This window comes from Mycobacterium sp. 852002-51152_SCH6134967 (assembly GCF_001667105.1).
Lineage (GTDB): Bacteria > Actinomycetota > Actinomycetes > Mycobacteriales > Mycobacteriaceae > Mycobacterium > Mycobacterium neumannii_A.
This window is the reverse complement of sequence record NZ_LZIK01000042.1, coordinates 92,140-104,002: the sequence shown is the minus strand read 5'-3', so window position 1 is coordinate 104,002 and position 11,863 is coordinate 92,140. Positions and strand designations below refer to the sequence as shown.

At 66.7% G+C, this 11,863-nt stretch carries 11 protein-coding genes and 2 tRNA genes; 8 read left to right on the top strand and 5 right to left on the bottom strand.

What is annotated here, in order from left to right; genetic code table 11:
- The first annotated feature begins 47 nt into the window (after positions 1-47).
- Both A5790_RS13755 and A5790_RS13750 read left to right on the top strand, forming a co-directional pair.
- Positions 48-122 (top strand) — tRNA-Gln (locus tag A5790_RS13755).
- A gap of 62 nt (positions 123-184) precedes the next feature.
- A tRNA-Glu gene (locus A5790_RS13750) sits at positions 185-257 on the top strand.
- A 33-nt stretch (positions 258-290) separates the two neighbouring features.
- On the opposite strand, the gene A5790_RS13745 is transcribed toward A5790_RS13750, so the two are convergent.
- On the bottom strand, positions 291-992 hold the full coding sequence (locus A5790_RS13745) for an IclR family transcriptional regulator (RefSeq protein WP_066844930.1): 702 nt from the start codon (positions 990-992) through the stop codon (positions 291-293).
- Between the two features lie 38 nt (positions 993-1,030).
- Between A5790_RS13745 and leuC the strand changes: the two genes are divergently transcribed.
- The 3 genes from leuC to A5790_RS13730 all read left to right on the top strand — a co-directional run bounded on the left by leuC (position 1,031) and on the right by A5790_RS13730 (position 3,924).
- Complete coding sequence (gene leuC / locus A5790_RS13740) at positions 1,031-2,491, top strand: 3-isopropylmalate dehydratase large subunit (RefSeq protein WP_066844928.1); 1,461 nt, start codon at positions 1,031-1,033, stop codon at positions 2,489-2,491.
- Positions 2,492-2,505: 14 nt separating this feature from the next.
- Positions 2,506-3,102, top strand: coding sequence for a 3-isopropylmalate dehydratase small subunit (gene leuD / locus A5790_RS13735; protein ID WP_066844926.1), 597 nt, complete (start codon positions 2,506-2,508; stop codon positions 3,100-3,102).
- Positions 3,103-3,291: 189 nt separating this feature from the next.
- Entirely contained in the window at positions 3,292-3,924 is a 633-nt protein-coding gene (locus tag A5790_RS13730) for an HU family DNA-binding protein (protein WP_066844924.1), read from the top strand.
- A 126-nt stretch (positions 3,925-4,050) separates the two neighbouring features.
- Here A5790_RS13730 and A5790_RS13725 read toward each other — a convergent pair whose 3' ends face one another.
- The 3 genes from A5790_RS13725 to cofC all read right to left on the bottom strand — a co-directional run bounded on the left by A5790_RS13725 (position 4,051) and on the right by cofC (position 7,941).
- On the bottom strand, positions 4,051-4,974 hold the full coding sequence (locus A5790_RS13725) for an NUDIX hydrolase (RefSeq protein WP_066844921.1): 924 nt from the start codon (positions 4,972-4,974) through the stop codon (positions 4,051-4,053).
- 78 nt (positions 4,975-5,052) lie between these two features.
- The gene (locus tag A5790_RS13720) at positions 5,053-7,242 is read right to left on the bottom strand and encodes an RNA degradosome polyphosphate kinase (protein ID WP_066844919.1); all 2,190 of its coding nucleotides are present in this window, start codon (positions 7,240-7,242) and stop codon (positions 5,053-5,055) included.
- A gap of 54 nt (positions 7,243-7,296) precedes the next feature.
- Complete coding sequence (gene cofC / locus A5790_RS13715; RefSeq protein WP_066844917.1) at positions 7,297-7,941, bottom strand: 2-phospho-L-lactate guanylyltransferase; 645 nt, start codon at positions 7,939-7,941, stop codon at positions 7,297-7,299.
- A gap of 62 nt (positions 7,942-8,003) precedes the next feature.
- On the opposite strand from cofC, the gene A5790_RS13710 reads away from it, so the two are divergent.
- The 3 genes from A5790_RS13710 (at position 8,004) to A5790_RS13700 (ending at position 11,307) form a co-directional block, all read left to right on the top strand.
- Positions 8,004-8,984, top strand: coding sequence for an NAD(P)H-dependent glycerol-3-phosphate dehydrogenase (locus A5790_RS13710; RefSeq protein WP_156656399.1), 981 nt, complete (start codon positions 8,004-8,006; stop codon positions 8,982-8,984).
- A 3-nt stretch (positions 8,985-8,987) separates the two neighbouring features.
- The gene (locus A5790_RS13705; protein ID WP_066844912.1) at positions 8,988-10,091 is read left to right on the top strand and encodes a cystathionine gamma-lyase; all 1,104 of its coding nucleotides are present in this window, start codon (positions 8,988-8,990) and stop codon (positions 10,089-10,091) included.
- Between the two features lie 61 nt (positions 10,092-10,152).
- The gene (locus tag A5790_RS13700; RefSeq protein WP_066844909.1) at positions 10,153-11,307 is read left to right on the top strand and encodes a D-alanine--D-alanine ligase family protein; all 1,155 of its coding nucleotides are present in this window, start codon (positions 10,153-10,155) and stop codon (positions 11,305-11,307) included.
- 30 nt (positions 11,308-11,337) lie between these two features.
- Here the strand turns inward: A5790_RS13700 and A5790_RS13695 are convergent, their stop codons facing one another.
- Positions 11,338-11,850: a DUF3515 domain-containing protein gene (locus A5790_RS13695; RefSeq protein ID WP_066845161.1), complete on the bottom strand. Its 513-nt coding sequence runs from the start codon at positions 11,848-11,850 to the stop codon at positions 11,338-11,340.
- Positions 11,851-11,863 lie beyond the last annotated feature (13 nt).

The window sequence follows — 11,863 nt, the reverse complement described above, 5'->3', positions numbered from 1 at the left end:
GCAAGGGGGCCGAAATAAGCCCGTGACCTGCGGTTACGGACTGCCGATGGGGTATGGTGTAATTGGCAACACAGCTGATTCTGGTTCAGCCATTCTAGGTTCGAGTCCTGGTACCCCAGCCAACCACCGTGATTAGGCCGACAAATCTCGCTGAGATATGCTGGCGATCCGGAAACCAGTTCTAGCCCCCGTCGTCTAGCGGCCTAGGACGCCGCCCTCTCACGGCGGTAGCGTGGGTTCGAATCCCATCGGGGGTACAGATTTCGCGGTCTGCGAAACTGCGTCACATCTCACAGGCGCCGGGTCAGGGCGTCGGCAGCGGCCAACAGATCGGCGGCCCACCGCGCACCCGGCCGCCGGCCCATCCGGTCGATCGGTCCGGACACCGATACCGCGGCGATGACCACGCCGCGTCCGTCACGCACCGGAGCCGAGACACTGGCCACACCCGGTTCGCGTTCGGCGGCGCTCTGCGCCCAGCCGCGCTTGCGCACCTCGGCCAGAGTGCGATCGGTGAACTTGGCGTTCGGGAGGACGGCCTGCTGGGTGGCCGCGTCGGCATACGCCAACAGGACCTTGGCGCCCGAGCCCGCCGTCATCGGGAGCGTGCTGCCGACCGGCACGGTATCCCGCAGCCCGGCAGGCGGTTCCAGCGCCGCGACGCAGATCCGCGAGGTGCCTTCGCGGCGGTAGAGCTGCACGCTCTCGCCGGTGATCTCGCGCAACCGGGGCAGCACGACCGCTCCTGCGGCCACGAGCGGATCGTTGACCTGTCCGGCCAACTCGGTCAGACCGGGACCGAGCCGCCAGCGGCCGTCACCGTTGCGTGCCAGCAAGCGGTGGGTTTCCAGGCCCGCGGCAAGACGATGCGCTGTGGCACGCGGTAAACCCGTGCGCTCGCACAGTTCAGCCAGCCCGCAGGGCGAATCGGCGACCGCGTGCAGCACACCCACGGCTTTGTCCAATACGCCGATGCCGCTATCCTGTCTCACAAGGAGATACTAACGTCCCAGATTGTGAGATAGTCAAGATGTCCACCGATGTTTCCAGTGCCGCCCGCGGCCGCGGTGACACACCGCGCACGTTGGCCGAAAAGGTGTGGGCCGACCACGTCGTCGTCGAAGGTGGCGGCGAGGGCGCTGCGCGCGAACCCGATCTGATCTACATCGACCTCCATCTCGTCCACGAGGTGACAAGCCCGCAAGCATTCGACGGGCTGCGGTTGGCGGGGCGCCCGGTACGCAGACCGGATCTGACCATCGCCACCGAGGACCACAACGTGCCGACGGTCGACATCGACAAGCCGATCGCCGACCCCGTCTCGCGCACACAAGTGGAGACCCTTCGGCGCAACTGCGAAGAGTTCGGTATCCGGCTTCATCCGATGGGTGATGCCGAGCAGGGCATCGTGCACATCATCGGACCGCAGCTCGGATTGACGCAGCCCGGGATGACGGTGGTGTGTGGCGATAGCCATACCTCCACGCACGGCGCGTTCGGCGCGCTGGCGATGGGGATCGGTACCTCGGAAGTCGAGCACGTACTCGCGACGCAGACTCTTCCCTTGCGCCCGTTCAGGACCATGGCGGTCAACGTCGACGGTGAACTTCCCGACGGAGTGAGCGCCAAGGACATCATTCTCGCGGTGATCGCCAAGATCGGCACCGGCGGAGGACAGGGTCACGTCATCGAATACCGCGGCAGCGCCATCGAATCGCTGTCGATGGAGGGCCGGATGACAATCTGCAACATGAGCATCGAGGCCGGTGCGCGCGCCGGCATGGTGGCACCGGACGACACGACGTTCGAATTTCTGCGCGGGCGTCCGCACGCCCCACAGGGCCGACAGTGGGACGGAGCAGTCGCCGCATGGCGCAACCTTCGCACCGACGAGGGTGCCGAATTCGACACCGAGGTCTACATCGACGCCTCGACCCTGAGCCCGTTCGTCACGTGGGGCACCAACCCGGGCCAGGGGGTGCCGCTGTCCGGTTCGGTGCCCGACCCGGAATTGATGTTCGACGAGGGGCAGCGCCAAGCGGCCGAAAAGGCGTTGGCCTACATGGACCTTCGACCCGGCACCGCGATGCGTGACATCACGGTCGACACCGTCTTCGTCGGTTCGTGCACCAACGGTCGTATCGAGGATCTGCGGGTGACCGCCGACGTGCTGCGCGGACGCAAGGTCGCTGACGGGGTGCGCATGTTGATCGTGCCCGGGTCCATGCGCGTGCGGATGCAGGCCGAATCCGAAGGGCTCGGAGACATCTTCACCGCTGCGGGAGCGGAGTGGCGTCAGGCGGGCTGCTCGATGTGTCTGGGCATGAATCCCGACCAGCTGTCACCAGGTCAACGTTGTGCGTCGACCTCCAACCGGAATTTCGAGGGCAGGCAAGGCAAGGGCGGCCGCACACATCTGGTGTCTCCCGCGGTCGCGGCGGCCACCGCGGTGCGTGGCACGTTGTCCTCGCCCGCAGACCTGACCGACTGATAGGAGCAGATCCCGTGCAGGCTTTCCATTCCCACACCGGCATCGGCGTCCCCCTGCGTCGGTCGAATGTCGACACCGATCAGATCATCCCGGCGGTCTACCTGAAGCGAGTTACACGAACGGGTTTCGAGGACGGCTTGTTCGCCGCCTGGCGCAACGACCCGTCGTTCGTATTGAACCTCCCCCCGTTCGACAAAGGTTCGGTATTGGTCGCCGGCCCCGATTTCGGCACCGGTTCGTCACGCGAACATGCCGTGTGGGCGCTGATGGATTACGGCTTCCGGGTCGTCATCTCGTCCCGCTTCGCCGACATCTTTCGGGGCAATGCGGGCAAGGCCGGGCTTCTGGCGGCCGAAATTCCGCAAGATGATGTGGAAATTTTATGGAAGCTCATCGAGCAGCAGCCAGGCCTGGAAATCACTGTGAATCTTCAAGATCGAACCATCGCCGCAGGAACGGTCATGGTGCCGTTCAGAATTGACGACTATACGGCTTGGCGATTGCTCTCCGGACTCGACGATATAGGTCTTACGCTGCGCAAATGCGATGATATCGCGGCTTATGAATCGCGCAGGCCGGACTGGAAACCGCGGACTCTGCCGGCCGGATAACGGCGCTCGGTAAGCCGAAATCACCGTCACTGGACCCGGTTCTCCGGGGCCCCTTTGGAGGTCAAGGGGGGCAAGAAAGTTCGCTGGCTTCGCCTGAAACTGCGCGTGGCTCTTGGAAATCAATGGGGAATGGGTTTACCGTGTCCTCTAGTCGGTCCAAAGAGGACCACTGGTTTCCGGAGGTTATGCATGAACAAAGCAGAGCTCATCGACGTACTCACGGAGAAAATGGGCTCGGATCGTCGGTCGGCCACCGACGCGGTGGAGAATGTCGTCGACACCATCGTGCGTGCGGTGCACAAGGGTGACAGCGTCACCATTACCGGCTTCGGCGTTTTCGAACAGCGGCGCCGCGCCGCCCGCGTTGCGCGTAATCCGCGCACCGGCGAGACCGTGAAAGTCAAGCCCACGTCCGTGCCGGCCTTCCGGCCCGGCGCTCAGTTCAAAGCCGTTGTCTCTGGCGCACAGCGCCTCCCCGCGGAAGGACCAGCAGTGAAGAGAGGCGCAACGGCGGGAAGTGCCCGCAAGGCGGCCAAGAAGTCGGCCGCCAAGAAGAGTGCCGCCAAGAAGTCACCGGCCAAGAAGGCCGCGACGAAGCGGACGGCAGCCAAGAAGACCGCCGCTAAGAAGTCACCGGCCAAGAAGGCCGCGACGAAGCGGACGGCAGCCAAGAAGACCGCCGCCAAGAAGTCACCGGCCAAGAAGTCGGCGGCGAAGAAGGCACCGGCCAAGAAGTCGGCGGCCAAGAAGGCACCGGCCAAGAAGACCGCAGCCAAGAAGTCGGCCGCCAAGAAGGCACCGGCCAAGCGCGGGCGCAAGTAGTTTCGACCGGACACGCCGTGGGTCTGCGCGACCCACGGCGTGTTCGCGTTTCATGCCCACCAAAACATCTACGGCTCAATCTTTCCGAGCGGGAGTCCGCCGGAATTTGCATTCAACGTGTGGGCGTCATTTCACGGCCAGCGGGCTGCCCATGTGGTCCGCCGCAATCAACCGACCGTTGTGAAGCGACATCACCCAGGTGCTGCCCTTGCGATTGCGCGACTTGTCGGGCCGCACGCCGTCGCGCTCGCACCACCATTCGATGAGGTCCGGAATGACCTTGCCCTGAGTGCAGATCACCGGGGTGCCAGCGGTGTCGGCGATCTCGAGGAAGCGCTGCCGGGCGGCCTTGCGGTTCTCCGCGTAAGCCTCCTCGGTCAGCAGCCCGTCACTTCGGATCGACGTCCCGAGTTCTTGTGCCAGTGGTTCCAATGTCGATACACAGCGCACTCGGTCCGCCGCGAACAGCCGGTCGGCACCGAAGGCGAGCAGCATCCCGACCAGTGACTCCGCCTGCGCGCGACCGTTCTTGTCCAAGGGCCGTTTGCGGTCGTCGCCCTTGAACCGGGACTTGCTGCCCGCGGTGGCGTGGCGGACGATCAGCACGGTCTTGGTGTCGGCCGGATACTTCGCGAAGCGGCGCAGCACCTTTCGGTCGTGCGGATAATCGAGCTGTTTGATCGCCGCCGGGACGGGTAGCCATTTGAGCTCGTCGACCTCGTCATTCGGGCGGAACTCCCCGCGGACCATGCGCGCCGCCCAGTAACGCACCTTCTTCTTACCGCCCTCGACGGGATAGCTGACCGAACTGAGTCGCCGACCCAGATGTGCGGTGTACCCGGTCTCTTCGCATACCTCGCGGACGGCGGTCACGGGCTCGGTCTCGCCGGGGTCCACCTTGCCCTTCGGCAGCGACCAGTCGTCGTACCGAGGGCGGTGAATCAGCGCGACTTCCGGCGCATCGGGATTTCCGTTGGGCCGCCACAGCACCGCCCCGGCGGCCAGGATCGTCTCCGCATCGGAGCCGGTCTCGGATGTCCGCTTCGGCACCTCAACTCCTGCAGATCATTCTGGGTACCCGCGGCCCACGACGACAGCGCTGAAAGTCCCTGACGTTGAGGAGGTCCGTCATGGTTGCCGGTGGCGTTCCATCAACGAGACCTGGTGGTCGCGGACCGTGTGGCCCTCCTGCGGTGACGCCGTCCACTTACCGTCGACGCCCAACTCCCAACACCGGGTCGAGGGATCCATCGCCGATTCGAAGATGTCGTGCAGTTGCGCCTTGAGCCGCGGATCCTTGACTTCGGCCATCACTTCGACGCGCCGGTCCAGATTGCGGTGCATCATGTCGGCGCTGCCGATCCAGAACTCGTCGATCGCGCGGAAGTGAATGATCCGCGAGTGTTCGAGGAACCGGCCGAGGATCGAGCGGACGGCGATGTTGTCCGAATACCCAGGGGCATGCGGTCGTAGCGCGCAGATACCCCGAACCACCACCTCGACCCGCACACCGGCCTGCGACGCGCGGTACAGCGCATCGATGACCTGCTCGTCCACCAACGCGTTGGCTTTCAGCCTGATCCGCCCCTCGGCACCGTCGCGGGTGGCGACGATCTCCCGTTCGATGCGCTCGATGATGCCCCTTCGGACTCCCTGAGGCGCGACAAGAAGGTTGCGGTAGGAGTCCTTGCGCGAGTAGCCCGTCAGCGAGTTGAACAGATCGGTGAGATCGGCGCCGATGTCGGGCGCGGCGGTCAGCAGCCCGATGTCCTCATACAGCCGCGCGGTTTTGGGGTTGTAGTTACCGGTGCCGATGTGGCAGTAGCGCCGGATCAGCGAGCCCTCCCTGCGCACCACCAGACACGTCTTGCAGTGAGTCTTGAGTCCGATGAGCCCGTACACGACGTGCACGCCCGCACGCTCGAGCGCACGTGCCCACTTGATGTTGGCCTGCTCGTCGAACCGGGCCTTGATCTCGACGAGCGCGACGACCTGCTTACCCGCAGCCGCAGCGTCGATGAGCGCGTTGACGATTGGCGAGTCGCCGGAGGTGCGGTACAGGGTCTGCTTGATTGCCAACACGTTGGGGTCTGCCGCGGCCTGCTCGATGAACCGCTGCACGGTGGTGGAGAAGGAGTCGTACGGGTGGTGCACAAGCACGTCGCCGTCGCGCAGCGTCGAGAAGATGCTCTTGGGAGTCTCGCGCTCGCCGAACGCCGGTGGGGTGGCAGGCACGAACGGCGGGTCTTTGAGTGCAGGGCGATCGAGGCCGTAGATCTGCCACAGCGAGGACAGGTCGAGCAACCCGGGCACCTCGATGACATCGCCCGGCGCGACGTCGAGTTCGCGCAACAGCAACTCGAGCATGCTCTCGGTCATGTCGTCGGAGACTTCCAACCGGACCGGGGAACCGAATCGGCGCCGCGCAAGTTCCCGTTCGAGGGCCTGCAGCAGGTCCTCGTCGCGGTCCTCCTCGACCTCGAAATCGGCGTTGCGCGTGATGCGGAACGCGTGGTGCTCGACGATCTCCAGCCCGGGGAACAGGACATGAAGGAACGCCGCGATCAGTTCCTCCATCGGCAGGAAGCGGACGATGCTGGCATCGCTTTCGCGGGCGGCCAGTTCGACGAACCGTTCTACGTTGTCGGGCACTTTGACTCGGGCGAAGTGCTGCCCACCGTCGTCGGGATGTTTGACGGTGATCGCCAAGTTCAGGCTCAGGCCACTCACGAAAGGGAACGGGTGGGCCGGATCGACGGCGAGCGGCGTCAGCACCGGGAACACCTGCTCGTGGAAGTAGGTGGACAACCGTGCGCGTTCGGCCTCGTCGAGTTCGGCCCACGTGACGATCACGATGCCTTCGTCGGCCAGCGCGGGGCGCACCGAATCGAGGAACACGTGCGCGTGCCGGTCGGCGAGGTGCTGGGTTCGCTCGTTGATGCGACGCAACTGTTCGCGGGGTGAGAGCCCGTCGGCGGAGCGCACCGACAAGCCCATTTCGTCGCGGCGTTTCAGTCCGGCGACCCGGACCATGTAGAACTCATCGAGATTCGAGGCGAAGATCGCAAGGAACTTCGCACGCTCCAGCAGCGGCAGCGACGTATCGGCGGCCAATGCCAGTACCCGGGAGTTGAAGTCGAGCCAACTGAGCTCGCGGTTCAGGTAGCGATCTTCGGGCAGCGCGTTCTCGACGGCGGGGGCGGTCGCCGCGGGAGGGGCTTCGGGCGCCGAGTTACCGGAGTCCGACGGCAACCCTCGGATGCTCGGCGACGGCGGCTCGCCGTCGCTGTCGCGAACCTCGATCCCGGCTTTCGTCATGCCTGCGATGATCCCCTATCCAACGGTCTTCGTGCCAGCGCGCAGTTGAACGGTTCATCTCGAGTCGGTGATGGCCGCCGTCGTCGCCGCGCCGACGCCGAGTCGGCGCGCCACCAGCAGGTCGTCGGGCGTGTCGATGTCGCAGCGCAGTCCCGGCCACGCACCGGTGAGCTCGAGCGCGCCGGAACGCCGGTGGCGTTGAGCGGAGTCGGCACCGAACTGCGGGTTCAGGGCGACCCCGAACGCGAACAGCGCCGACGTGCCGGTGCCGTGCCGGTCGCCGACGAAACTGCGTGGGTGCCTTCGGGACGCCGCGACGGCCGCGGCCAGCTCGTGGGCTTGCAATGCGGGCAGATCACCTTGCAACACAGCGACGTTCGATGTCTCATGACGGACTTCGGCTTCGGCTGCGGCGATCGCGTTGTTCAGCGGGTCGGGGTGGCTGTCGGGGGTCGGGTCGGTGAGCACCCGCGCGCCGAGTCGACCCGCGGCCTCGGCGGCGACTTCGTCCGGTGTGACCACCGTGATCGAGCCGATCGCCGAAACCGCCGATGCGGCGGTGATCGTGTCGATAAGCATCGCCAGAACGACCTTCTCGCGAGTCGGTGCCGAAAAGACGGGGGCTAACCGGGTCTTGGCCGCGGCCAGGCGCTTTACGGCGATCACCAATGCGATCTCGGCATCCGGTGACCCGCTCATGTGCGTCATCCTGCCAGCAGTCCGGCGGGGGTTACGCTGAAGGCGTGGTCGAGGCGGCGGTGATGGGGGCCGGTGCGTGGGGCAGTGCACTGGCGAAGGTCCTTGCCGATGCGGGCAACGAGGTGGCGCTGTGGGCACGTCACCAAGAAGTCGCCGATGAGATCAACGACACCCATCGCAACTCCGGATATCTCGGTGACACCGAACTGCCCAAGACCATCAGGGCGACCAGCGATGCGGCCGAGGCGCTGAACGGCGCATGCACGGTGCTGTTCGCGGTGCCCGCCCAGACGCTTCGGGCCAATCTGGAACGGTGGTCGGGGTTGATCGACGACGAAGTCACGTTGGTGAGCCTGGCCAAGGGCATCGAACTCGACACGCTCATGCGCATGAGCCAGGTGATCATCCAAGTGACAGGTGCCGATCCGGCACGCGTCGCGGTGGTCTCCGGTCCGAACCTCGCCAGCGAGATCGCCGACGAGCAACCGGCGGCCACCGTGGTCGCCTGCAGTGACTCCGGACGGGCGGTCGCATTGCAACGGGCGCTTTCGACGGCCTACTTCCGGCCTTACACCAATGCCGACGTCATCGGCGCCGAAGTCGGTGGTGCATGCAAGAACGTCATCGCGCTCGCATCCGGTATGGCCGCCGGGGTCGGACTGGGGGAGAACACCGCCGCGGCGATCATCACCCGTGGGCTGGCCGAGATCATGCGGTTGGGAATCGCGTTGGGCGCCAAGCCCGCGACCCTCGCGGGCTTGGCCGGGGTGGGTGACCTCGTCGCGACGTGCACGTCCGGGCAGTCGCGTAACCGCACATTCGGGCTGCGCCTGGGCCAGGGCGGCACAATGGAATCGGCGATGCTCGCCACCGGTGGCCACGTCGCCGAAGGCGTCGCGTCGTGCCAATCGGTGCTGGCGCTGGCCGAAAGTTACGACGTCGAGATGCCGCTGACCGATGCCGTATTCCGGGTATGCCACAGGGGTCTGTCGGTCGACGAGGCCGTCGTCCTGTTGCTCGGGCGCAGCACCAAACCGGAGTGACCGGTGGACGGTCAGTACGGCGACTCCACCCGCAGCGTCAAATCCGTTGCCTCGGAAGCTGTCCCAGGTCAGGCCGTGGCGCCGTCACCGGTTCCTGCGTCCACCTTCCACCTGTCGTCCGATCCGTCGGACGTGCCGGATTCCTATGGACGGAGCTCGAATCCGACCTGGCGCCACCTGGAGTCGGCACTCGCGCAACTGGAGGGCGCCCCGTCCGCGCTGGCCTTCGGATCGGGGATGGCCGCGATCACGTCCGTCCTGCGGGTGCTCGCCAAGCCGGGACATAAGCTCGTCGTGCCCGCCGACGGCTACTATCAAGTCCGCCGGTATGCCTCCGAATACCTTGCCGAGCAAGGGGTTACGGTGGTGCAGGCGCCCACCGAGGAAATGTGTGCGGCATCGGCGGACGCGGATGTCGTGCTCGCCGAGAGCCCGGCCAATCCGGGCCTGGATGTGGTGGATCTGCACCGGCTCGCGCTGCAGTGCCGTAGCCGCGGCGCCACGTTCGTCGTCGACAACACCACCGCCACCCCCTTCGGTCAGCAACCGCTTTCGCTGGGCGCCGATGTGGTCGTCGCCAGTGCGACCAAGGCGTTGTCGGGCCACAGCGATCTGCTCGCCGGTTATGTAGCGAGCGCCCACACCGACCTGATGGCCGAGGTGGCGCGCGAACGACTGCACTCCGGTGCGATCCTCGGCGCCTTCGAGGCGTGGCTGCTGGTGCGCAGCCTGGGCACCGCCGGCCTGCGCTTCGAACGGCAGTGCCACAACGCGGCGGCGCTCGCCGTGGCGCTGCACGCCCACCCCGCCGTGCGCGCCGTGCGCTATCCCGGTCTGCCCGACGATCCGTCGCACCGCATCGCGTGCGCGCAAATGAAACGGTTTGGCGGCCTGATCGCCGTCGAGTTGGCCGACGCTGCCGCGGTGCACAGCCTGGTCGAGCGCAGCGCGTTGCTGATCGCATCGACGAGTTTCGGCGGAATCCACACGTCGGTGGACCGGCGCGCCCGCTGGGGCGACGACGTCGGCGACGGGTTCGCGCGCGTCTCGCTCGGGATCGAGGACACCGACGACCTGATCGCCGACATCGAGCAGGCGCTGGGCTGACACCGCGCCGGGCCGTCGCCGGACGACCGGGCGTCGGCGCGGCCGGTAGCCTCTCTAGGTTGTGACTGCCCGCCATGAGCCCGGAGCCGCCCGGCCGGCGGCATCGGACAGGAGCACCGGACGTGTCCGGGTCGCCGTCGTCTACGGCGGACGCAGCTCCGAGCACGCAATCTCCTGCGTATCCGCAGGCAGCATCCTGCGCAACCTCGATCCGCAGCGGTTCGACGTCGTCGCCGTCGGCATCACCCCCGAAGGCGCCTGGATGTTGACCGACGCGCAGCCGGACAACCTCGCGATCACCGACGGTCGACTTCCGGAGGTGACCGCCGCGTCGGGCACCGAACTGGCCCTGGCCGCCGATCCGGGCCGCCGCGGGCAACTGCTGTCGCTGGGCCAGGGGGCGGGGGAGATGCTGGCGACGGTCGACGTGGTCTTCCCGGTGCTGCACGGTCCGTACGGCGAAGACGGCACCATCCAGGGGCTGCTCGAGTTGGCGGGGGTGCCTTACGTCGGGGCGGGTGTCCTGGCCAGCGCGGTGGGCATGGACAAGGAGTTCACCAAGAAACTGCTGGGCGCCGCGGGGCTGCCGATCGGCGATCACGAGGTGCTGCGGCCCCGCCAGGACACCTTGACTTTCGAGTCGCGCGAGCGGCTCGGCCTGCCCGTCTTCGTCAAGCCGGCGCGCGGCGGGTCGTCCATCGGCGTCAGCCGGGTCACGGCGTGGGATCAGCTGCCGTCGGCGATCGAACAGGCCCGCCGCCACGATCCGAAGGTGATCGTCGAAGCCGCGGTGCCGGGTCGCGAACTCGAATGCGGCGTGCTCGAATTCCCCGACGGCCGGATCGAGGCCAGCGCACTCGGCGAGATCCGGGTCGCAGGCGTACGCGGCCGCGAGGACGGCTTCTACGACTTCGCGACGAAATACCTCGAGGACGCCGCCGAACTCGACGTCCCCGCCAAAGTCGACGACGACGTTGTCGAGGCGGTGCGACGGCTCTCGATTCAGGCCTTCAACGCGATCGACTGTCAGGGGCTGGCCCGCGTCGACTTCTTCCTCACCGATGACGGGCCCGTGATCAACGAACTCAACACCATGCCGGGGTTCACCACCATCTCGATGTACCCCCAGATGTGGGCGGCCAGCGGCGTCGACTACCCGACCCTGCTGGCCACCATGGTCGAAACCGCACTCAAACGCGGCACCGGTCTGCGCTGACGGGCGCTACCTGCGGCCCCCAGCGCAGGATCAACGCACCGGCGCGGGCGAGACGGGCTTGGCCGGAAGCGATTCGGCGATGACCGTGGACAGCAGCTGAATGGGTGTCGGGCCGGTGCCCTGCGGCAGGGTCAGGGCGACGTACACGCCGCGGTCGACGGCGTACCACGTGCTGCGCGCCTGCTCGGCGCCCGCGTCATCGACGCCGGCCTCACCCACCCGGAACCACTGCACGTCGTCCACCACCTGCACCGGCGCACCGACGATGAACTCCGTGGGCCGTTCCACCCCGCAGCGCAGCACGATCGGTTCACCCTGACCCTCGGCCCGCCACGCCGCCGCACCGGCGGGTGCGGGATCGGCCAACGGTGCGCGGGTGTGGTCGCCGAGCTTGTCGGGCAGTTGGGCGATCAGGTCGGCGCATTCGGCGCTCGTGGCCTGCGGGGCGGGCACGGACACCAACGGCACCGCCTGCTGCTCGTCGGGATTCTGGCGCAGCGCGGCGATCACCAGAATCGCCACGACCGCCGCGACCGCCACCATCAGCGCGGCGATC

Bases quoted from the DNA above. Each gene is read 5' to 3' on its own strand.
- leuC (WP_066844928.1), top strand. From the start codon at position 1,031: ATGTCCACCGATGTTTCCAGTGCCGCCCGCGGCCGCGGTGACACACCG.
- A5790_RS13730 (WP_066844924.1), top strand. From the start codon at position 3,292: ATGAACAAAGCAGAGCTCATCGACGTACTCACGGAGAAAATGGGCTCG.
- A5790_RS13720 (WP_066844919.1), bottom strand. From the start codon at position 7,242: ATGACGAAAGCCGGGATCGAGGTTCGCGACAGCGACGGCGAGCCGCCG.
- cofC (WP_066844917.1), bottom strand. From the start codon at position 7,941: ATGAGCGGGTCACCGGATGCCGAGATCGCATTGGTGATCGCCGTAAAG.
- A5790_RS13710 (WP_156656399.1), top strand. From the start codon at position 8,004: ATGGGGGCCGGTGCGTGGGGCAGTGCACTGGCGAAGGTCCTTGCCGAT.
- A5790_RS13695 (WP_066845161.1), bottom strand. From the start codon at position 11,850: ATGGTGGCGGTCGCGGCGGTCGTGGCGATTCTGGTGATCGCCGCGCTG.